Genomic DNA, 22,968 nt, shown 5'->3' on the forward strand with positions numbered 1-22,968 from the left:
ATGACTGGCTGCGCCAGCTCCTTATCAAAGAAAGGCAAATCTACCTGTCAACTACGGTCAGTTTTAGGTTGTCCGAAAATGATTACCTTTGCGCAGGTCTTACAAAACATCATCATGCGAAAGTATTTACCTTTTCTGCTCACCGGCCTTTTATATGCCTGTGCAGAAAACGCGAAAAAGCCCTTACCTGACGCAGACAGCTCCCTTACCGCAAATGAACAGTCTGCCAATTCCACATCCAGTCCACTTCCTGATAAAATTATCTCGGAAAGGACCAACGGTACCGTCATCCTTTTAGATACCATCGACGGCAAGCCGCTTGTATCTCTCAATGACAACGTTCTGCTGGATGCGACCATGCCTAAAAACGGATGGTCGGAAACCAGTATCGAAATCGCTGTCAATGCTGCCCAGGAAAAAAGTATGATTATCAAAAAAGGTCAGCTGCTTTCCCTTGGAGGTAAAGTGATCGGTAAAGCACTCGATGACCTGCACCTGGTCACAACTGGTGAAAATATGAATAAAGAACTGACGGGATTTTTCTTTGGGTACGTTCAACAAAAAGATATCAAACCGGGCTCTGTGATCGAAACCGCTCTAGCTGCATTCCTGCATACACATAGTGGTAGATTATTGCCTGATATGCAGCCGTTTATTAAGCAGTTCCAGCTGCAAAATACCAATGTCAATGCGCCGTTCATTGAGTATCAGAACTATGATAATTCTGTAGATGATCCGTCCCCTCTGTACAGGGTCGTTCTGGTGTTCTATAAGAATACTTTAATTGGCGCTGTCGCTGCCCGGCCACTACAACTGGAGAATACAAAAGCACAAAAACTGGAGAGAGGATTCACCGGCTATTTCTTTAACGACACCGATCAGAAAGTGATTGACGAATATGTGAAGCTCTTCAACAACTTTATTACAAACGTAGACTAAATCAATTAGCGCAGGAACGAAAAAATCATACCTGACCACTCAGCGCTGTATCCACATAATTCTCCACCAGCCGGATCGCCTTGCTGATCTTTTCTCTGGCCTCCAAAGCTAAAGATGCCAGGGCTTCCGGCTGTATATTTTTCACGCCTTCTATCGTCTCTGCCAACTGTGCCAGGTCCATCAACCCCACTGTTACCGCTACTCCTCTCAACTTGTGGCCCCATGAATTTAATGTCAGCACATTTTCTCCCCTCAACACACCATCAAAATCTGCCATCAGTTTATTAAATTCTTTTATCGTAAGCAACAGGATCTCTTTCATAAACGCCGGATCATCATCTCCCAAATATGTCTTTAAATAGGCAATATCAAACACCTCTGCCCTGTCATCCAGCACCTCCGGTTCCTGTGGTTTTTCCAGTCGCAACCACTTATTGAACATCGCTACCATTGTATTTTCTATAAACGGCTTTGCCATAAAATCATCCATTCCTGCAGCTGTACATTTCTCCCTTTCACCCATCACATTACCTGCTGTCAATGCGATTATCGGCACCCTGAAACCCGGATATATGTCCCGGATCTGCCGGGATGCCTCATACCCGTTCATCTCCGGCATCTGGATATCCATCAGGATAATATCGGGCATAATATGGCTTACGATCGCCAGCGCCTCCTTTCCATTACCCGCCTCATGGATTACTGCCGCCGGCGCAATACGATGAATGATCGTCGTAGCAAGTAACATATTAATAGGATTATCCTCTACCACCAGTACATTGAAACCATCTCCCATTCCATTCCTGGTGTTATTTTCTGTTGCTGCCGGTTTAATCTCTTCTTTCTTAAATAAACGGGAAAGGGCATTGTACATCTCCTGCATTTTTATGGGTTTTACAAGTCGTTGCTGCACATGCAGTCGCTCACATGCTTTAATGATGCGTTCATCGTCCGATGAACTATGCAATAAAATGATCTTCTGCCTGGGATCGGCATCTATATTTTTCCTGATCTTCTCGATCGTCTCTATTCCATCCATAAATGGCATGTGATAGTCCATCAGGATTACATCAAAATTGTTCTTTTTTGACAACACCTCCAGCGCTTCAAATCCGTTTCTCGCTTCTACAAAACTGATCCCTTTCAGGAAAAGCATCTCCCGCAATATTACCCGGTTGTTGTCATTGTCGTCCACTATTAATACATGCCTCACCATATCAATATCTTCCCATTTCACACGTTCTCCATCTTCCGTTTTTACGGTGATGTCAAAGAAAAAACGGCTGCCCTTACCCGGCTCACTATCCAGTTGCAGATAACTCCCCATCAGGGCCAGTAATTTATTTGAAATGGTCAGCCCCAAACCGGTACCCCCGTATTTCTTGGTAGTAGAAACATCCTCCTGCAGGAAAGCCTCAAAAATCTTATGCGCCTTCTCCGGGCGAATTCCAATACCTGTGTCACGCACTTCAAAACGTAACCGGTCGTCCTTGTCCAGTTGTGTTACTTTCAATTCAATCTCACCAGCAGGTGTAAATTTCACCGCATTCCCCATCAGGTTCACCAGGATCTGTTTCAAACGCACCTCGTCGATGTATACAAACCGGGGAAGATTAGAGGATACGTTCAGTAACAACTCCAGCCCTTTATTCTGCGCCTGGTAACTGATAATATCACTTGCCTGGCTACAGAACTCATACAGATCCACCTTATCAATATCCAACTCCAGTTTACCCGCCTCGATCTTCGAGAAGTCGAGGATATCATTGATAATGCTTAAAAGTGCATTTGCAGACTGATTAACGATAGATAAGTACTGGTGCTGGGATTCTGTCAGGTGCGTCTTTAAAACGAGGTCCGTGAACCCGATAACACCATTTAACGGTGTCCGGATTTCATGGCTCATATTCGCAAGGAATTCAGACTTCGCAATATTAGCCTGTTCGGCCTGGATCCTGGCCTTCTTATATTCTTCCTGTTGCAGGTAAGCATCTGTAATATCCTGTGTGAACATCATAATTCCCCCGATCTTACCATCGTACTGGAACCAGGGCCTTACCTCCCAGCGCAGGTACTGGTCGTGGTTCCAGCCTTCAGGGCGCCATACATCCTGGTCTTCTGTAAGCACTTCACCGGCCATTGCTTTGGCATGGATCTCTTTCCATTCAGCTGATACATTCGGGAAGATCTCGTAATGAGAAGCGCCCAGTACATTTCTACCCTGAATCCGGAACTCTTCCAGCCAGCGCCGGCTCACTGCGATATACCGCATTTCCCTGTCAAACATTGCCACTGCCGCTGGTGCGTGTTCCACGAAAGTAGATAGACGGAGCTTCTGTGTTTTAAGCTCTATTTCTGCGAGTTTCTTTTCTGTGATATCCTGCAGCGTGCCATATAGCCGTTTGCACTGGCCATTTTCAAACTGGGCACTGCCCCGGCTTCGTACCCAGCGGTCATTACCCTTTTCCGTCACGATCTCCAGCTCCAGGTTGAATGGATTGCCATTGGCTATAGTTGCTGCCAGCGCAGCCTGCATCCGCTGCCGGTTCTCCCCTTCTTTGTAGAAGCGCATGCCGTTCGAAAATTGAGCTGGTTCATCAGGCGTCACTTCCAGGATTTCACGCGTCACGTCGGACCAGAATATATGTCCATTGCGCATGTCTATTTCCCACGCCCCTATACGCGCTACCTTATTGGTGCGTTCCAGCATTTCTGTAGACCGTTTCAGGGCTTTTTCCAGCTGGAAGTGCACCGTAATATCGGTAGAATTGGAAATGACATAATTATCTACCAATACGTTGTTGAAATGAAGAATGATAGGGGTACCATCTTTCTTCAGCACTTTCATGATGCCGTTTAATTTACCTTCTGCTTTGATCTGATCAAGGTATTCCTGCACTTCGCCATGCAGTTCCCTGGGCGAAATATCAAACAGGCTGTACCCATCCAGTTCTTCGAGGGTATAACCTAACCCGCTGGCGCCCGCCTCGTTCACAGACAGAAAGAATCCCTGCAGGTTATGTGTGCACATGAGACCGGGCGAGTTTTCAAAGAAGGTACGGAAATTACTTTCGCTTTCGCTAAGCAGTATTTCCTTCCGGCGCTCTTCAGTGATGTCTCTGCCAATACTGAAAATATTTCTGGTATCGGGTTCGGCAGTAGCCATCCACGAAATGGTGCGCCATTCTCCGGATTTGGTGCGAAGACGGTTCTCAAAGGCAATCGTAGACTTACCCTCTCTCAGATTATCAGACTCTATAAGAGAAGCTGGCAGGTCATCGGGATGGATCATCTCCCGCATGTTCAGTTGCAGCATTTCTTCCGGTGAATAACCGAAAATATGAGTGTAGGTGAGATTCGCCTTTTTGAACTGACCCTCAGGGGTGGTGATACTAATGAGATTGTCTGAAAGCAGGAAGAGTTTTTCCAGGTAGAACACCTCTTCTTTCTGCCGTCGGTTTTGGATGAGCGTCATGATCTCGCTCGCGATGAGTTGAAGCGCATGACGCTGGGCATCCAGCAACTGACGGGGGTGTTCGTCCATAACGCAGAGCGCTCCGAGTATGAAGCCATTGGGATCGCGGATAGGATAGCCCGAGAAAAAGCGGAAAAAGTTGCCCTCGCCGCTGTCATTTATTTCGACAGCATCATTCGTACGAAGAATCTCTTCGGTGAAGGACCATTCGCGGGGAACTTCCTGAAAGTTAAGACCAATAGCAGATTTGAGCCATTGCCGATCCTGGTCGGGGAAAGTAATGCAGGCTGCGGCAGTACTGCAGGTAAGGGCTGCTAATGTAGTGAGCCGGTCGAATTCCTCTTCAGCAGTTGAGTCAAGTATGTGATAGCCAGCCAGTGTTTTCGATCTTTCGGCTTCATTCTGAGTGATACTGGTTGCTTGCATAAATTAGTGACAATAAAATAAGCTCGTATTATACAACACGTAACCATTAAAACTGTTCATAATAAATGCCAAAAAAAAACGGTGGTCTGCTCCCAGACCACCGCTCTCTGCCATAAGTAAACCTCCTGCTATTGTACCTGCTTCAGCATTGCTTCTAACATTTCTTCTGTAAACTTACCTCCGCCCATCGTCACTAACTTGCTTACCGGCATTTCGTTCAGAATCGCCACCATCATCGCCTGCATTTTCTTTTTTGATTCCTCCTGTGCAGGCGTGAGTGGCTGCTTACTCTCTCCCCCGCCAAACATGGTTCCCATTCCCTCCATTAATTTTGCATACACCGCTTTCCCTTTTGGATGATTTGCAAAATCTTTCAATAAAGAATTCCTCGTCAGCGGTGGATATAACACATGTGTAGCAGTTACGTCCAACGCCTGGCGCAGGGGAAGATCCGCGGAAGAGCCCCCTGCAAGTATGTTATACTTACCTGTATGCGTCTGCCAGTCATGTACCCGCTCGTCGTAATAAGCATAGTCGCGGTAACCGAGTACAAAATCCACTGTCTTCTCTTCTCCCGGTTGTAACAAAACCTTCGCAAAGTGTTTCAGCTCCTTCTCGGGGCGAATGACCCCACTACTGAGATCCTGCACATATAATTGCACCACTTCCTTTCCGGCTACCTTTCCTGTATTCTTTACTTTCACATGCACTTTCACCGCATCGCTGTCATTCACGGATGACTTATCTACAGATATCCCTGTGTACGCAAATGTGGTATAACTTAATCCGTATCCGAAAGGGAACAACGGCTTCACTTTCTTCTTATCATAATACCTATATCCAATAAAGATCCCCTCTCCGTATAAAGTGTTTCCATTTTTCCCCGGAAAATTCAAATATGCAGGTGTATCTTCTAACTTCTCAGCAAAGGACTCCGAAAGTTTCCCCGAAGGATTTACCCTCCCGGTCAATACATCTGCAATCGCACCACTTCCAGCCTGCCCCCCCAGCCATGCTTCCACAATACCTTTTACTTTGCCAGCCCATGGCATACTCACCGCCCCACCATTCATCAATACGACCACGGTATTTGGCTGCACTTTTGCCACACTTTCTACCAACCGGTTAAACGCGGCCGGCATATCAATACTCGTTCTATCAAATCCTTCGCTCTCATACGAATCCGGTAAGCCAACAAAAACTACCGCTACATCACTGGCCTTCGCTGTCTGCTGTGCTTCTGCTATCAATTGATCATTGGTGGTCGCATCTGCTGTATAGCCAGCTGCATAAGCTACATTCCCCATTACCGCATAGACGTTATCGATCTGCGTGGGATTCACCTGTGAACTACCCGCCCCCTGATACCTGGGCGTTTTAGCAAACCCGCCTATCAATGCAATCTTCTTTCCCTTCTCCAGAGGAAGCACATGCTGGTTCTTCAGTAACACAATACATTCACTGCTCACTTCCCTTGCCAGCGCATGATGCGCTGCTTTATCATACGTAGCTCCTTCCTTATGTAATGCAGCGGATTGTAAGAATAAGGCGAGCGTTTGCGTAACGACTTCATCTAATCTTGCGGTTGACAATGTACCATCCTGCACAGCCGCAATGATAGCACGATCATTCACGCCGCCATTCCCGGGCATTTCCAGGTTCAATCCCGCTTTCATCCCCTGCACACGATCATTCACAGCACCCCAGTCACTTACTACAAAACCCTTAAATCCCCATTGCTGTCTAAGGATCGTATCTAATAACAACGCATGCTGCGAAGCATATATACCATTCAACTTATTATAAGAACACATCACCGTCCAGGGTTGCGCTTCCTTCACTGCGATCTCAAATGCAGGCAGATAAATTTCATGCAAAGTGCGCTCATCCACTTCCGAATTATTTGTGAGTCTTTCATACTCCTGGTTATTCGCTGCAAAGTGTTTCAGCGAAGTGCCGATTCCCTGACTCTGCACGCCATTGATCAATGCGGCGGCCAGCTTACCTGCCAGCACCGGATCTTCCGAGAAGTACTCAAAATTACGTCCTCCCAGTGGTGAACGTTTCATGTTTACACCAGGTCCTAACAGGAACTGTACATTATTTGCCTGACACTCTTCTCCCAGCGCCACTCCCATTCTATTCAGCAATTCCGGATTCCAGCTGGAGGCCAATCCTGCCGCCGTTGGAAAACACGTAGCCGGTACCGAATTTGTAAAGTCCGTACCCACTGCCTTGCGTAAACCATGTGGCCCATCTGTCATAAATACTGAAGGAATCCCGGCCTTATCATTGGGCTTAGTACTCCAGAAATCACGCCCCGAGCATAATGCGGCCTTTTCTTCCAACGTCATTTTAGCTACCAGCGCTTTAGCCTGTGCAGTATAATCTACCTGGGCAAAGCACATATGCGTCCAGGCTATACAGGCTACAATACTTCCGATTTTTTTCATGTTGTGTATTTTGAGGTCTGTTTAAAATTCATAGGAAAGAGATGCCCAGAAGCTACGTGGCAGGATTGTTCTTCCTGCCATGGCACTACCTTTCGTTACTGTACTGAAGTTTCTGAACTGATCACCTCTTACATCACCCTCTGTCAGCGTTCGGGTATTCAACAGGTTATCCACCCAGGCATGTATATTGATCTTCTTTGAAATGTCGTAGCCTACACCAGCTCTCATCACCACATACGCAGGCAGTTTATAGCTGTCAGAAGGCGCTGTAAAACGACTGCCGATATAGTTCGCCGACACGTTTACATTGAAGCGCTGCAAATCATAATTTACAGACAACTCTGTATTTAACGCAGGTACACGCTCTGTTTTTTTACCAGTAAAGCTGTAAGTGGTATCCCCCATTTCTGCCAGTACGGCTGAATTGGTATTTGTAGATGCTTTGTAATCGGTATATTTTGAATCCTGCAGGGTACCGGTCAGACGGATACCAAGATTCTTAACAGGCCTGTAAGAGATTTCATACTCTGCACTGTAAGTACGGGTAGAACCAAATGCCAGCAGGTTCTGTAAACCAGCAGCAGCTGTAGGTACCGCAATTGTCAGTGATACATTCTTAATCGCTGAATAACTTGCAGATGCAAAGAGAGAAAGTGGTCCTTCCGCATATTTCACACCCAGCTCACCCAGGTAAACAGGACGTTTCTTAATAGAAGTAGGATCAAACTGCGTAGCATTGTAATCAGAGATATTGGGTGAATTGTACGCTTTGGTGGCACGCGCAAACATTGCCAGGGCACTACTGATCTTATAGTTCATACCTACAGACGCTGCCCAGTTAGTATTGTTTTGTGTATAAGCTGTATACCCGGCGATGGTAGTCGTTGCCGCAACGGTTGGATCAGGGTTGCCGGAAGCATCTTTTCCATAATAAGGACGTTTACCCGTTACATGATCATTGTCCAGTCGGAAACCTACATCCAGTCGCCACTTGTCATTTAGTGTAATTTCATCTGTCGCATACGCAGATAATGTTCTGGTATTCCCAATCAGCGTAGCCACAGACAAGGCAGTCATGCCATCACCCGTCGGTGCGGTCAATAATCTGCGCCCATGTTCCTTCATTTCCTGGAAAAAGAAGAAATTGTAGTTAGGTCCGTTGTTCAGATTGAATTGGTACAAACCAGCCCCTAAAGTAACCTGGTGTTTATTGATCTTCTTTTTAAAATCGAGGTAATCAATGATCTGCTTATCCTTATTCTGCTGTCCGATTGCATACGTGCTCACGATGTAATCACCTGCTTTCAATGCAGCCTCCTTACCATCAGTGTAATAGTAGGTGGAAGTGCCATTCCACAGGGAAGCACCGATAGGAATACCTACCGTATAAGCAGTAGAGGCGGACTGATAGCGAAAGTTGTTATTGATGGTCCAGCCATTGTCTGTAGTGTAGTTGAATTGGAAGCCACCATAACCAAGTTTGGTATGTATTCCATCCGCCATGTCGTAGTTGCGCAAGGTACCAGCTGCATCTGTGTAACTCCATTTGGTATCAGGCGTGGCCATAGATTGTGAAAAGAGATCGTAACCGTTGATCGGTTTGGGTTTACCACTGCCGTCATATGCGTAGTAAGAGGGCAGCATCCATTGTACTTTATCATTCAGGTATTTGCCGTATACACGTATAAAACCTTTTTTATTTTTAAAGTCGAAGGTCATATTACCTTTGATCTGTCCGCCCTGGTTAGCAGTATAGGATGGTGGTACAATACCTTTGTCGGTACGATAGAACCCGCCGATATTGTATTTTACAAGATCACTGATCTTGCCGCCGGTATTGAAATCCACCCGGTAAAGAGACTGAGACATACCAGAAGTTACCTTCATCTTTCCGTATTGACGATCAGCGCCGGTATAACTCAGATTGTTCACTACAGCACCTGGTGTATTGTTTAGCAGGATGGCCGCATTCCCCCCTCTGATCGCTTCCACACCTTTGATGGTCAGGTCTGTTTTATAGTACTGGTCTGCGGAGGGAATAGAGTTAAAACCAGTAGGTATCACTGGTAGTCCATCTTCCATAATACCGAGAAAGATATAACCACCCTGTTGCGGAAAACCACGTACCCACACATTGCCGGGTCCATCGCCCCCCGTACTTTCTACGGTCAGCCCCGGAATTGCTTTTAACAGGTCGGTCGCATTGAGAGGTGCCCTTGTCTCAATATCTTTATTACTCACTGTGGTGATAGCCACACTGGATTCAATCTTCTTTTTAGGATTCCCTCCTGTCACTACCACACCCGAGAGTTGCAACACATCTTCGGTGAGTTCGATAACGACGTTTACAGGGCCATCAGTCACCGTTACAGATTGTTCCTTACCAATGTATCCAACAGATGAGATAGTCATGGTATAGGTCCCCGCAGGCACCTTTCTCAGTTCGAAGTGACCGGCGCCATCTGTCAATGCAGAAGCATTGGCATTTTTAAGCTGAATGGTGACGCCGGGTAACAACTCCCCCTTGTTACTTTTTACCGTACCGGAAATATTACCTTCCCTGTCGGCAGGAGTATTGTCGGTATTGTAAAGAAGTAACTGATCTTCTACCACCTTGTATCCGATATGGAGCGGGAGGAAGATTTGCTGCAGGAATACGCTTAGTTTCTGGTCTTTTACAGTAAAACTGATAACGCGGTCCGTCCCAATAGCACTGGCACTGAATATAAAGCGGACGCCCGTCTGACCCTGGATATCGGCAATGATCTTTTTCAGTTCCTTTTTATCGGCATTGAGTGTGACCTTTTTATCCAGCATCGTCTGCGCCCTGGAAGGGGTAGCATAAACCGAATACATCAGTATAACAGAGAGCGCGATTTGCACGGCAGTTACTTTCATTGCGAGCAACATTAAAGCAACAAGTTGCTTATTTTTCATATTTTTACGTGGATTTGATCGTTAAAAAATGGTTTGGCGGTAAAATCCTTCCTGCATAAGGAGTAAAGCCGGTAATGTAGCAGCATTGCTGGCTTTTTTATGCAGGGAAGTGTGGTGTGTTGGGCTTTTGTAAAAGCACCGGATCCGGATGGTGCAATTACCTGTATTACGGGCTTCCATTTTGCGAATATTGCATACTGGAAACCGGTAAATATCTGAGCCGGTATGCAGGACGTCCTGTGCGCGTTCAGGCGATTAAATCTGCATACGGCCAGCCCGTCACCCGGAATGTAGTTTGGTGATCATAACGTGTTAAATTGTATCAGTGATAGTAATCTAAAGCTATTTCATTGTGCACTGTGCCGTTGATTATTTACATCCTTTTCCCCGTATCAGTATTCTTGTTCCGATTATTTCGTAGGTAGCCCCTATAGTCTGACACACTACATCCAGGCGGGTATAGAGGTCGTGCTGGGTGAGTGCGCCGGTAAAGGGACAATTGTACAGGCTGTCATTCTCCACGACGATCTCCACGCCATAGTAGTTGCCCAGTGCATTTACAACGGTACGCAAAGCATCGTCGCTGAATTCCATGTCCGGCATGTCGGCAACCGGTACCACCGGTTCCGGTTTCTCGACCAGTGTGGTCTGGAAGGAATTTTCTTTCTGGTGATACAGCAGTCTTTGGTTGGGAGTGAGTATCACGCCACCTGTCACGTGTTTCTGACTGGCAGCCGCCTGCTCGTAAACCTCTACCTTACCACTACGCACAGATACCTCCAAAAGACCTGTAGCGGCCGGCTGTATTGTAAAACTGGTACCCAGTACGTGGGTAACGAGGTGATTACTGTATACATAAAAGGGGCGGTTGGCATCCTTGCCCACATCAAAAAAAGCTTTCCCTCTTAAATATACTTCCCTTTTAGCAGCGTGAAAGTGATGCGGATATTTCATTGCCGCACCGGGATATAGGTTGACAGTGGTACCATCTTCCAGTCGTACCTGCTGATTGCCCTTACTGTCATTCCTGATCTCGTTATATTCTTTGGTATTGCCGGCGGCAGCGTAGTAGGGATCAGCAGCTCCCCCGGTAAATAAGATACCGGCTAAGATGACACCTGCAATGGCAGCGGCAATACCAGCCGCCATCCAGCGCCAATTAATCATCCTGGGTTTCTTTGACTGTGTACCGGCGTTGATCTGCTGCCAGAGACGGTCTTCTGTTTCCTGCCATTCATTGTCCTGCATAGAAGTAAGCAGGTCGTCGTCGCCGATCAGTTCATACCAGTGGTCTATTAAAGTCATCTCCTCCGGAGTACATTTATTCTCCGCGTAACGTTTAAGAAAATGACGAAATTCGGTTTGGTTCATGAATAGCAGTTATATTATTAAAGTCAGGTCAAAAAGGAAAACCCCTAAAAGGAAAATAAAAAAAACGAAAAAAGGCTTCCACCTTAAGCAGAAGCCTTTTTTGCGCCAGCAATATTGCGCCTTCGGCGGGAATTTTCAATTCCCCGTCGGGAACGCGGGAATATTTATTTTAGTAACGTTACTATTAAAGGCACACCAACTACCATATAATCTTTCAAACTCACTCTCAATAACTTAAGACTTTGCGTAATGTGGTATTCTACCGCTTTCTCCGTCAGGTTCATGTGTCTTGCGATCTCCCGCACAGTATATCTTTCAAAACGGCTCATGGTAAATACCTCTCTTGTCTTTGCCGGCAACTGCGTCAATGCCTGTTGGATCGCAGCATGCAGGTCGTTGATCATGATAGTCGCTTCTGTAGATTCATCTGCAGTATTCCCCGCCAGCTGCTTTTGACCGGCCTCCCTGACCATCAGGGACGCAACATAATTAATAACCTTATATTTTACGGCTATATATAAATAGTTCTCCAGATTCTCAATTTGTAATGTGGCCCTCTTCTCCCACAGGCTCACAAAGATATTTTGCACTATTTCCTCCGCAGCTTCTTTACTTTTCAATTTGTGACAGGCCGTGGTGAATAATTTCTTCCAATAACGCTGGTATAGTTCCCGGAATGCATGCTCGTCAGAAGCCTGCAATAGCCGGAGCAAGAGATCATCAGTCAGCAAATGCAAATTCATACGTGGCGGTAATATTCGTAGTAAGGTAAGTAATTTTTTAAAAAATCAATTATTAAAAATTAAGTGTCATTATTACCTTTCTTAGGGACGATTCGTCTTTTGCAGTTACATTGATCAATGAATACTGCCGGCCACTTGTCATGGCATCAATTCTCCAGGCAAACTGACTGGTATAATGATGGTGACCGTTTGTATACCACCAGGCTGTATGTAACTTTGTTTTGCCATTTACCAGTATTGCTGTATAAACAGTCCGGCCATTCCATACCTGTTCCCGTACTCTTTCAAATGTATACCCACTTCCCTTCCAGCACATCATAGGATGGTGCTCAGTGTAATAAAATGAAGGGATGTACTTTATATATACCAGCGCATCGTCGTTGTCTAACTGGGTCACATCCTCCGGTAGATGTTTCACTGAAAATCCGCTGGCTTTTACTGGCAGCGCATGCGCTATTGCAGGTCGTGGGCGCAGATTTACACAACATCCATATACTATACAGGCCAGCAAGATACCATTGCGTAATAATAAAGGGCCGGTAGGAACAATCCGGTAAATTTTCTTTTCCCTTACCACCGCTTTTCCAAATCTCTTCACGACCAACCTGCTTAAAAAAAATACCGGCAATAAGACATATACGACCAAAGACAAGATGCCCATCGCCTCATGCAGAGAAGTATCCGGCATGATCTTAAACCGCACCAGGCAGACAATTCGAATTAAATTAGCCACAATATTCAATCCGAATGCTGCGCATAAAATACCAATGGTCATTCCCGCCGACAGGTGTGATCTATACTTTTTCTGCAATCCACCGATGATGATCAATGCACACAACATAGCAGTCACCGTCATCTGCAATCCCATACATGCCGGGTCTACATAAAAGTCCTGTCCGTCGCAGGTAATAACATTGCCATCAACCTTCGCACCCATCACCAGGCTACCGGCTATTGCGGTTAACTGCAATCGGATAGGAAAGGTAAACAGGTTCGCCCAATGACCAAAAATCGGAGACATACATACCAGCACCAGCATAGGTAAAATATTAATGCGCCCCAGATACATCTCCAGGCAAAACGCCAGTGCGGTGATCAGTGTCAGGTAGTAAAATGTATACACCGGTACCAACAGGAATAACGCAAACCACCCGAGAGAAATATAAAAATAACGACGACTTCCTTTTGTTGTCGCGTCAAACTCAGTTGTAAAAGGCAGCGCTGCCAGTCCCAGCAGGAAACCGGCAGACTGCCACTCAAAGAAGTGCTGCAGCCCTACGAAGAACAGGACGAGGTACATAAGTATAAGGATCCTCATATTGCTACAGCACGTTTCTTTTTAAACCAAACAATACACACTAACCCTAGTACGATCAATGCCCATTCATGCGGTTCCGGTACAGCACCTTTTCCTTTGACGGATGCATTCTTCAGGCTGTTCAGGTCATCTTTTATATTGAAACGCTCATAGTCCTGCTTTGTTTCCAGTACGATCAGGCTGGAGGCAGGTGTAACGATATACGCCTCTTTTGCAGTAGTTAATACATCGTCATCCTTAATTTGCTGCCACCCCATTTTCTGCATAACATGATTATAGGCAAACAGGCGCATCAGGTGATCAGGTGCATTGCTTACACCCGCATTTTCTTCCATATTGATAGTGATACCTGCTGGTGCTATCACGACACGATGATCGTTATCCAGGTCCTGCGGAAACTGTTTCGAAGACATCCATTGAGATAATTCATTTACATCAGCCGTTGCATACCGGAATAAATGGTATTCTTTCAGCGTACGCAGGTAAGGAGATAACTCACCACCCAGGTTCAGTAACAGCAACCTGCCGCTTGTGTCCATTGATCTTTTCACTTCTTCATAAAACCTGCTTGTTGCCAGATCTTCCAGGCCGGGCGACATGACATTACCTTTGGTGATTACTAATGCTGATGCACGATCGGCCACTTTATAGATCGGAAATAAACTATAACGATCCTGTTGCATGCGTTGAAATAATTCTTCTGTAGCCGGCTTCCATTCATTGTTTGCAAAGATCATCATGGGATAGTGCAGTTGCCTGATCGCCCTGAATTCGGCTATTGACCATGACTGGTTTACATCCAGATAAATCGTCTTGATGGTAGCTGCACCCAGTTCCTTTCTATACGGTGCCACAAAGAATGAATTTCCGTTGAAAGAAAAAAGATTACTGCGCACACCCGGATCTGTACAGGATACCTGCCAGGCTGCCTCGTAAGGCCCCGTACTTGAAAATGTATTATCCTTCCGGCTGAACATCCCCGGTAACTCAACACCCACGGGGGCTTCCTGGAAATTCAGCTGCACATCTTCCCGTGCTGCAGTAGCATCAGGTCCTTCGAACCAGATATTGCTGTAGACCAATTGTTTGCCCTGTTGTAACAACGGCGAAGTAATACCGATTTTAAACTGCCTGCTGCTATGACCAGCAACAGGAAATACCCGCACCTTCACCGTGTTGCCTTCCTGCCAGTGTACCACAGCAGGGTCACGCGCTTCCCGCCCAACGACGGTCTGGTAAGCGCTGTCAGCCTTTTCTTTGGTGGTCAGGATCCCCTTTTCCTCTCTCCCATTGATCCAGAGCGAAAGCGATGTAACGACACTTCCTTCCGGCAGGTGAAAAGTGTAGATCGCTTCTTCATTATTCCATGCATTGTCATCAGGTGCTGCGCTATATACATTGATGACCTTTTCAGTATAAGCCAGGTGCAGCGATGGCCAGAGATCAGCATTGGTACGCACCTGTATGGTAGACAGGCGGTCCCCGTTCCATAGCCTTTTCTGTGTTTCCTGGCGGGAATCATACATAGTACAGAGCACCATCGCTGCATCTTCTTCGCTTATATAAGGACGACATATGAGATCGGCAATGACCACCAGCGGATCGTGTAACTGGTCTGCATGAAAGAAACTACTTCTGCGCGGCATATCCAGGAAGCCATCCATATCACCTAATCCGCCACTCCGGGCAGTCTGGTAAACCAGGCCCGCTTTCAGCAACCGCTCTACAACCGGATTTCCAGGTGCCTTACGGGCAACATTCTCCCATGCCGGCAGATCTTTATTGTCGGGAAGGGAATAGGACCTATTAATAATGGAAACTGCATTCACCCAGATAGTAGTATACACTGCCAGCACGATTACAACAAAACCAATCCCGGATAGATATGCATAACGGTGTTTTTTTCTGAACCATACGTATTTGGAGACGAGTATGTAAGTATAAATCAGGAATAATAATGGAATAAATACATGCAAACCGATACCGAAGAAAAGTGCCCCAACAGCTCCTAAAACACAGCCGGGTAACAGGCAAAAGGTCAGATATAGAAAACAACAGGTAGAAACCCCCAGCATAAAAGCCATGAGCAGTCTCACCTTTAGGGGAAATGCATCCTTAACAGCATATAGCATATTATTGATACAACATAGCCCCAGCACAATCGCCCACCAGTCTGCCGAAATATAAAATATTTCAATGGACCTATTCAGCGAAAAACAACTGATCAGACAAAGTGTTAGGTACACCGCAAAGGTATTACGGCCTCTCCGCCCGCTTTTGAGATTTCCTCCCCACCATAGGTATACAAAATACATTTGCAGCAATACATAGTTCACCCAAAACAGGGAGAAAGTGTCGCCCGCATTGATATCAAAAATGCCCGAAGCGAAATAACATCCAAGGGAAACAACAATTAGCGCCAGTCCTACCCAAAGATGCTGATCCCGGAACACCATCTGAAAATACTGCCTGTTTTTCATAAATAAAGTACTTTGTATTTCAAAGTTAATAACACTAAAAAAATCGACCATGGCCAATCTGCGAACAAAGAATTCACTTTGCGATACAAAGTAATGGAAATTGTTTGAACCTGGCAAGTCATTTTTCAAAAATTTTTCCTACCTTCTGTCTCCACTTTTAAAAAATGAAAGACGAACGTTAAGATGCTGCGAAAAATGATCCCTTTTCGCAATTAAAAAGGAAGAAGTATGATCGCGCAAAGAAAGGAAGCAACAATCCCAATGGTATAAAATTTGTCCACGTATTTATAACACCTTAAACGACAACACGATGAAAGCAATCTGGCAGAAGGAAGTAATAGCAGAAAGCGAAAAAACAGTGGTAGTCGAACACAATCATTACTTTCCTCCCGAAGCAGTAAAGAAAGAAATGTTAAGTCCCAGCAAGACCCACACCATCTGTCCATGGAAAGGAGAAGCCTCTTACTATGACGTTACTGTGGATGGAAAAGTAAACAAAGATGCGGCCTGGTATTATCCTGATCCTAAAGATGCTGCAAATAATATAAAAGGTTACATCGCCTTCTGGAAAGGCGTCGAGGTGCTACGGTAACCTATTGATCCTACTTACTAAAAACCCGGGAATGCAAAAATTTGATGCAATCGTTATTGGCTCTGGCCAGGGAGGAGTTCCCCTGGCAAAAAAACTGGCAAAGGAAGGCTGGAAAACAGCGATCATAGAAAAACGTTGGATTGGCGGTACTTGCATCAATGATGGATGCACTCCCACAAAAGCGATGATAGCCTGCGGTGAAGTGGCCTATACTGTGGCTAACAGTACGCAGTGGGGAATTACTGTGCCCGGTTTCCAGGTCGACTTTGAAAAGATCGTAGCCCGTAAGAACGAAATTGTTGCTTCTTTCCGGGGCGGAGCGACCAAAGGCCTGGAAAAAACTGATGGGATCACTATTTTCTATGGTACTGCCAGCTTTAGCGGGCCAAAAACAGTAGACATCAGGCTAAAAACAGGTACAACTACCACCATCACCGCCGACCAGATCTTTATCAATACGGGTACATCCCCTAAAATTCCCGATATCCCCGGTCTTGCAGAGGTGCCTTATCTCACTAATACCACTTTACTGGACCTGCATGCACTCCCCTCCCACCTCATCGTATTGGGTGGCAGTTATATAGGGCTGGAATTCGGACAGCTGTTCCGCAGACTGGGTAGCCAGGTCACTATCATCGAACGTGCTACGCTGCTGAAAAGAGAAGACCAGGATGTGTCTGCAGCTATGAAGAAGATCATGGAAGGCGCCGGTATTACTGTACATACCAGCGCTGCCATCAAACAGGTTGACAGAACCGGCGACGTCGTGAGAGTCGTGCTCAATGTGAATGGTGAAAGCAAAACCATTACCGGCTCACACGTACTCATAGCATCCGGCCGTACCCCACAAACAAAAGAACTGAACCTGGATACGACCGGTATTATCACAGATGAAAAAGGTTTCATTCCTGTGAATGAGAAACTTGAAACTGCTGTACCCGGCATCTATGCACTTGGAGATGTAAAAGGTGGTCCCGCGTTTACACATATCTCGTACAATGACTATTTAATTCTTTTCAAAAACCTGGTGCAAAAAGGTAACGAAACCACTACCGGACGCCCTGTTCCTTATTGTGTATTCACTGATCCGCAACTGGGCAGGATCGGACTAACGGAAAAGGAGGCACGCGATAAAGGTATAGATATCCAGGTAGCATGCCTGGATATGAAAAGGGTGGCCCGCGCCATTGAAACAGGACACACCGAAGGCTTTATGAAAGCAGTCGTAGAAAAATCATCGGGCAGGATACTGGGAGCGGCCATCCTGGGACATAATGGCGGTGAGATCATGAGTGTGTTGCAAATGGCTATGATGGCCGGTATGACCGCACCACAACTGAGGGAAATGATCTTCGCACACCCACTGTACACAGAATCATTGAACAATCTTTTCATGACCATTACTGATTGATTGTACTTTTTACGGAACAATTTGTACAATTCACGGATTCTCCTGCATTAAATTTTTCCTATCAACAATATGAGTAATTTACTCCCCATATGATCAAACTGGAAAATGTGAGCAAGTCATTCCTCAACGGTAAGCCCGCCGTTTCTGCTGTGTCATTCGAAGTGAATGCGGGGGAAACACTGATACTCCTGGGTACCAGCGGCAGCGGGAAAACGACCACTCTCAGAATGATCAATCGCTTGTTATTACCGGATAGTGGTAACATCTATGTAAATGGCCGTTCGGTTGAAACACAGCAACTGGAATCTCTGAGACGGGGTATCGGCTATGTACTCCAGTATCACGGGCTGTTTCCTCATTACACAGTGGGCGAAAACATAGGTGCGGTACCAGGCTTGCTAAAGTGGGATAAAGCCCGCATCGCATCGCGCGTGGCATCGCTGATGGAGAAACTGCATCTTCCTGTATCCGATTACCTTCATGCCTATCCGCAACAACTCAGTGGCGGTCAGCAGCAACGCGTAGGCCTCGCACGTGCACTCGCCGCAGATCCGCCTGTGTTGCTCATGGACGAACCTTTCGGCGCACTGGATCCGGTCACCCGCGCCAGTGTAAGAAAAGAATTTCGCGCACTCGATGAAATACAACATAAGACCATCATAATGGTCACCCATGACGTGCAGGAGGCCTTCGAATTAGGCACCCGCATCTGCCTCATGGACAAAGGCAAAGTGCAGCAAACCGGTACTCCTGCCCAACTTTTATTTTCACCTGCGAACGACTTTGTCCGCTCCTTTTTTGATGAACACCGCTTTGTACTGGAACTGAAAGCGCTTACCATTGCAGACATCCGGCCCTGGCTAACGCAGGTAAACTACGATCACCAGCACTCAGTGTGGGAAGCCATCGCTGCCGGTATGCCCCGCAATACCCTGCTCGATGCGGTGGACCAGTACAGGCTATCCAAACATATGCATGGAACCAGCTAACAGCTTCATTGATTTTCTACAGCAGGAATCCGGCAAAATCCTGGAACAAACCCTGCAACATATCGGCCTCACTTTTATCTCTTTACTGATCGCCGTGGTCATTGGTGTGCCCGTGGGTATTGCTATCTGCCGTAAGCCCAAAATGGCTGGTGCAGTACTGGGATTTGCAGGTATTCTGCAGACCATTCCCAGTATTGCGTTGCTCGGCTTCATGATCCCCTTATTAGGGATCGGACCTGCACCAGCTATTGTCGCTTTATTCCTGTATGCATTGCTGCCGATTGTACGCAATACTTACACAGGCATTACACAGGTAGACCCAGCGGTCATAGAAGCCGCTACAGCCATAGGCATGAGTAAAAAACAATTGCTTTTCAAGGTACAATTACCACTGGCCATGCCGGTACTATTAGCAGGCATCCGAACTGCTACCGTGATCAATGTGGGCGTCGCTACACTGGCGGCTTACATTGCTGCCGGTGGTTTAGGTGAATTCATCTTCGGAGGAATCGCCCTCAATAATACCAATATGATCCTGGCAGGCGCCATTCCTGCCGCCCTGCTCGCCATCCTATTCGATTTTGGATTATCGCGCATCAGGTTCCGGAAAGTACTGGTAATGCCTTTGCTACTCCTGGTCCTTTCTTCATTTTATCTCTTGCCTGATTTTTACGGTTCTTCACTACTGGCTGGCTTCACACCTGAATTCATGGGCCGGAATGATGGCGATGTAGGTTTGAAAAAGATCTACGGATTAAAGATCCGTACCGTGGTGATCAGTGACATGATCATGTATAAAGCCGCTTACGACAAAAAGGTAGACGTCATCAGCGGTAGTAGCACCGATGGCCGGGTAAAGGCCTACGACCTGCAGGTATTGCAGGATGATAAACATATTTTTCCGCCATACTACGCAGCCCCCATCGTACGGCAGGATGTACTTGACAAATATCCGGAACTGGCCCCTGCACTCAATAAACTGTCTGGTACAATTAATGATAGTATCATGACAGCGCTAAATTACCGGGTAGATATTTTAAAACAGTCCCCGGCTGTTGTTGCTAAGGAATTTCTTGATGCCCACCACTTGCTGCAATCACCCGGTAAGGGTACAAAAGGTACGATCCGCATTGGTGCCAAGATCTTTGGGGACGGCTACATCCTCGCTAATATGTATAAGTTACTCGTAGAAGGTTATACCGATCTGCATGTAGAAACGAAAACCGGTTTGGGAGGCACAAAGATCTGCTTTGAAGCACTCACGAATGCGCAGATCGACCTGTATCCGGAATATACCGGCACCGGACTGCTCGTGATATTGCAGGCACCACCTTCCACACTTGACTCTCTCGGTGGACAGGCAGATAAAGTGTACCGTTACGTAGCGGATGCTTTTCAAGAACGTTATCATATTAAATGGCTGGCACCAGTAGGATTTAATAACACATACGCACTCATGATGCGGAGACAACAAGCCAGCGCTTTACAAATAAAGACTATCAGCGATCTGACAAAATACTTACAATGGAATTAAAGCAAGCTTTTGACACTGTGCGCCAAAGATCTGTGAGCATTTGCGCACCATTACAAACAGAGGATTATGTAGTACAGCCTGTGGTAGACGTGAGCCCGCCCAAGTGGCATCTCGGGCATACAACCTGGTTCTTTGAAACCTTTATTTTACAGCCTAACCTGAAGGACTACCAGGTATTTAATCCTGAATATAATTTCGTATTCAATAGTTATTATGAATCAGTAGGTGCGAGAGTAATCCGTACCGACAGGGGAAATCTGAGCAGACCAGGTGTAGCGGATGTGTACAAGTATAGGCAATATGTAGATGATAAAATGCATGAGTTCCTGTCAGGAGAAATTACGCCTGAACTACAGGCCCTCATCACCCTTGGACTGAACCACGAAGAACAACATCAGGAATTACTGATCACGGATATCAAATATATCCTTGGACATAACCCGCTTTTCCCTGCTTACCAGGAAGACTACAGCTTCAAAGAAAGAAGCATTACAGCTGTTGAGTTTCTTAAAATGCCGGCCGGCATCTATGAAATAGGGCACACTGGCAACGGTTTCTGCTTCGACAACGAACTGAACCGGCATAAGGTCTACCTGGAAGAATATAGTATCAGCAATGTACTGGTTACCAATAAGGAATATCTTGAATTCATGCAGGCAGGCGGCTACACAGATTTCCGGCACTGGCATGCGGAAGGTTGGGACTGGGTAAAAACAAACCAGGTCAAAGCCCCCCTATACTGGCATGAAATAGACGGCCAGTGGATGAATTATACCCTGAAAGGCCTGCAATTCATAGCACCTAATATGCCCGTGGCGCACATCAGTTACTACGAAGCAGCTGCATATGCCTCCTGGAAAGGCATGCGCCTTCCTACAGAAAATGAATGGGAAGCGGCTGCATTACAATTGGCATGGGGAGAAAGATGGGAATGGACAGAAAGTGCGTATCTACCTTACCCCGGTTTTGTAAAAGCACCAGGAGCGATCGGAGAATATAATGGAAAATTCATGGTGAGTCAGATGGTGCTGAGGGGCGGCTCTGTAGCGACTCCGCCCGGACATAGCCGGATCACTTACCGGAATTTTTTCCATCCACCACTGAGGTGGCAATATACTGGCATCAGATTAGCTAAATAATTATCAATCAACAATTAAGTTTACATTATGGCTACCACCTCTGTAATGAATGCTTTCACTGTATTGACCCCTAAACAGGAACAATTACCAGCTTTCCATCGTGATGTACTGCAGGGATTGCACGCAAAGGATAAATACCTTGACGCGAAGTATTTTTATGATGAAAACGGGGATAAGATCTTTCAACGCATCATGGCTTGTCCTGCCTACTATCCTACTAATTGTGAGATGGAGATCATGCAGGAACAATCTGCTCAGATCAGTGCACTGGTTGCTTCGCTCACCGACTCATTCGATGTAGTGGAACTCGGTGCGGGTGATGCGACGAAATCTGTACATCTCTTACAGGAATTACTACACATAGATCACTCTTTCACTTACTACCCAATAGATATCAGTGCAAATGTGATCAACCAACTGGAGGAACAATTACCAGCAAACCTGCCTGCATTGCAGGTCCACGGTCTGCACGGTGAATATTTTGAAATGCTGCGCATGGTACAGACGTTGTCTGCCAGACCTAAGGTGGTGTTGTGCATGGGCGGCAATATTGGTAATTTTACACCGGCGGAGACCCGAAAGTTTTGCAGACAGCTGAGACATTATCTGCAGCCGGGAGATATGCTGATCACGGGGTTTGACCTCAAGAAGCACCCGCAGATAATTTTGAATGCTTATAATGATGCCGAAGGAATTACGAAAGAGTTTAACCTGAATTTACTGACAAGGATCAACAGGGAGATGGAGGCGAATTTTGATTTATCAAAGTTCGATCATTATGCGACTTATGATCCGGGTACCGGGGCTTGCAAGAGCTACCTGGTAAGTTTAGAGGATCAGCAGGTGCAAATTTTAAATGAAGTAATTTCATTTAAAATGCACGAAACTATCTACATGGAAATCTCGCAGAAGTACAGTCTGGATGAAACGGAGAAACTGGCCCTGCAGGCAGGGTTTGAGCCGGTTGCACACTTTACGGATAAGAAAGGTTGGTTCGTGGATAGTTTATGGCAGGCATAGCTTGTTCGCACCCGTTACTACTATTAATATTACTCCGTGAGAGTTTTGTAAATCAATACCTTTTTTCATCAGGTACTCAAAATAAGAAGAGACTGTATCATTCAATTGATACAGTCTCTTCTTATTTAAAAGATTGCAGGA

14 protein-coding genes are annotated in these 22,968 nt (G+C 46.0%); 7 read left to right on the forward strand and 7 right to left on the reverse strand.

All coding sequences use genetic code 11. The annotated features are described in order from the left end of the window. The first annotated feature begins 114 nt into the window (after window positions 1-114). Entirely contained in the window at window positions 115-939 is an 825-nt protein-coding gene (locus ABDW33_RS05535) for a hypothetical protein (protein WP_343689070.1), read from the forward strand. Window positions 940-964: 25 nt separating this feature from the next. On the opposite strand, the gene ABDW33_RS05540 is transcribed toward ABDW33_RS05535, so the two are convergent. The 7 genes from ABDW33_RS05540 to ABDW33_RS05570 form a co-directional block, all read right to left on the reverse strand. Beyond that, window positions 965-4,840 carry a PAS domain S-box protein gene (locus ABDW33_RS05540; protein WP_343689071.1) on the reverse strand — a complete coding sequence of 1,292 codons (3,876 nt, stop codon included), beginning with the start codon at window positions 4,838-4,840 and terminating at the stop codon, window positions 965-967. 128 nt (window positions 4,841-4,968) lie between these two features. Further along, a complete protein-coding gene (locus tag ABDW33_RS05545) occupies window positions 4,969-7,293 on the reverse strand; it encodes a glycoside hydrolase family 3 C-terminal domain-containing protein (protein ID WP_343689072.1) in 2,325 nt (774 codons plus the stop codon). Window positions 7,294-7,314: 21 nt separating this feature from the next. Beyond that, window positions 7,315-10,230 carry a TonB-dependent receptor gene (locus ABDW33_RS05550; RefSeq protein WP_343689073.1) on the reverse strand — a complete coding sequence of 972 codons (2,916 nt, stop codon included), beginning with the start codon at window positions 10,228-10,230 and terminating at the stop codon, window positions 7,315-7,317. Window positions 10,231-10,599: 369 nt separating this feature from the next. After that, complete coding sequence (locus ABDW33_RS05555) at window positions 10,600-11,601, reverse strand: FecR family protein (RefSeq protein WP_343689074.1); 1,002 nt, start codon at window positions 11,599-11,601, stop codon at window positions 10,600-10,602. A 164-nt stretch (window positions 11,602-11,765) separates the two neighbouring features. Beyond that, window positions 11,766-12,344, reverse strand: coding sequence for an RNA polymerase sigma-70 factor (locus tag ABDW33_RS05560; RefSeq protein ID WP_343689075.1), 579 nt, complete (start codon window positions 12,342-12,344; stop codon window positions 11,766-11,768). A gap of 52 nt (window positions 12,345-12,396) precedes the next feature. Next, complete coding sequence (gene xrtN / locus ABDW33_RS05565; RefSeq protein ID WP_343689076.1) at window positions 12,397-13,662, reverse strand: exosortase N; 1,266 nt, start codon at window positions 13,660-13,662, stop codon at window positions 12,397-12,399. Then, window positions 13,659-16,142 (reverse strand): XrtN system VIT domain-containing protein, encoded by a 2,484-nt coding sequence (locus ABDW33_RS05570; protein ID WP_343689077.1) that lies wholly within the window; start codon window positions 16,140-16,142, stop codon window positions 13,659-13,661. The genes xrtN and ABDW33_RS05570 overlap by 4 nt, the downstream gene beginning before the upstream one ends. 310 nt (window positions 16,143-16,452) lie before the next feature. Between ABDW33_RS05570 and ABDW33_RS05575 the strand changes: the two genes are divergently transcribed. From ABDW33_RS05575 to egtD, 6 genes are all read left to right on the forward strand, one after another. Further along, window positions 16,453-16,734: a DUF427 domain-containing protein gene (locus tag ABDW33_RS05575; protein WP_343689078.1), complete on the forward strand. Its 282-nt coding sequence runs from the start codon at window positions 16,453-16,455 to the stop codon at window positions 16,732-16,734. Between the two features lie 31 nt (window positions 16,735-16,765). Then, a complete protein-coding gene (locus ABDW33_RS05580; RefSeq protein WP_343689079.1) occupies window positions 16,766-18,145 on the forward strand; it encodes a mercuric reductase in 1,380 nt (459 codons plus the stop codon). An 89-nt stretch (window positions 18,146-18,234) separates the two neighbouring features. Beyond that, window positions 18,235-19,134, forward strand: coding sequence for an ATP-binding cassette domain-containing protein (locus ABDW33_RS05585; RefSeq protein ID WP_343689080.1), 900 nt, complete (start codon window positions 18,235-18,237; stop codon window positions 19,132-19,134). Then, complete coding sequence (locus ABDW33_RS05590; RefSeq protein WP_343689081.1) at window positions 19,121-20,668, forward strand: ABC transporter permease/substrate-binding protein; 1,548 nt, start codon at window positions 19,121-19,123, stop codon at window positions 20,666-20,668. Before ABDW33_RS05585 ends, ABDW33_RS05590 begins: the two co-directional genes overlap by 14 nt. Next, window positions 20,659-21,807 (forward strand): ergothioneine biosynthesis protein EgtB, encoded by a 1,149-nt coding sequence (gene egtB, locus ABDW33_RS05595; RefSeq protein WP_343689082.1) that lies wholly within the window; start codon window positions 20,659-20,661, stop codon window positions 21,805-21,807. Before ABDW33_RS05590 ends, egtB begins: the two co-directional genes overlap by 10 nt. Window positions 21,808-21,834: 27 nt before the next feature. Next, window positions 21,835-22,827, forward strand: coding sequence for an L-histidine N(alpha)-methyltransferase (gene egtD / locus ABDW33_RS05600; RefSeq protein WP_343689083.1), 993 nt, complete (start codon window positions 21,835-21,837; stop codon window positions 22,825-22,827). Window positions 22,828-22,968: the final 141 nt, after the last annotated feature.

The sequence above is a fragment of the Chitinophaga sp. genome (assembly GCF_039596155.1).
Classification (GTDB): domain Bacteria; phylum Bacteroidota; class Bacteroidia; order Chitinophagales; family Chitinophagaceae; genus Chitinophaga.

Bases quoted from the DNA above. Each gene is read 5' to 3' on its own strand.
- ABDW33_RS05535 (WP_343689070.1), top strand. From the start codon at position 115: ATGCGAAAGTATTTACCTTTTCTGCTCACCGGCCTTTTATATGCCTGT.
- ABDW33_RS05540 (WP_343689071.1), bottom strand. From the start codon at position 4,840: ATGCAAGCAACCAGTATCACTCAGAATGAAGCCGAAAGATCGAAAACA.
- ABDW33_RS05545 (WP_343689072.1), bottom strand. From the start codon at position 7,293: ATGAAAAAAATCGGAAGTATTGTAGCCTGTATAGCCTGGACGCATATG.
- ABDW33_RS05550 (WP_343689073.1), bottom strand. From the start codon at position 10,230: ATGAAAAATAAGCAACTTGTTGCTTTAATGTTGCTCGCAATGAAAGTA.
- ABDW33_RS05555 (WP_343689074.1), bottom strand. From the start codon at position 11,601: ATGAACCAAACCGAATTTCGTCATTTTCTTAAACGTTACGCGGAGAAT.
- ABDW33_RS05560 (WP_343689075.1), bottom strand. From the start codon at position 12,344: ATGAATTTGCATTTGCTGACTGATGATCTCTTGCTCCGGCTATTGCAG.
- xrtN (WP_343689076.1), bottom strand. From the start codon at position 13,662: ATGAGGATCCTTATACTTATGTACCTCGTCCTGTTCTTCGTAGGGCTG.
- ABDW33_RS05570 (WP_343689077.1), bottom strand. From the start codon at position 16,142: ATGAAAAACAGGCAGTATTTTCAGATGGTGTTCCGGGATCAGCATCTT.
- ABDW33_RS05575 (WP_343689078.1), top strand. From the start codon at position 16,453: ATGAAAGCAATCTGGCAGAAGGAAGTAATAGCAGAAAGCGAAAAAACA.
- ABDW33_RS05580 (WP_343689079.1), top strand. From the start codon at position 16,766: ATGCAAAAATTTGATGCAATCGTTATTGGCTCTGGCCAGGGAGGAGTT.
- ABDW33_RS05585 (WP_343689080.1), top strand. From the start codon at position 18,235: ATGATCAAACTGGAAAATGTGAGCAAGTCATTCCTCAACGGTAAGCCC.
- ABDW33_RS05590 (WP_343689081.1), top strand. From the start codon at position 19,121: ATGGAACCAGCTAACAGCTTCATTGATTTTCTACAGCAGGAATCCGGC.
- egtB (WP_343689082.1), top strand. From the start codon at position 20,659: ATGGAATTAAAGCAAGCTTTTGACACTGTGCGCCAAAGATCTGTGAGC.
- egtD (WP_343689083.1), top strand. From the start codon at position 21,835: ATGGCTACCACCTCTGTAATGAATGCTTTCACTGTATTGACCCCTAAA.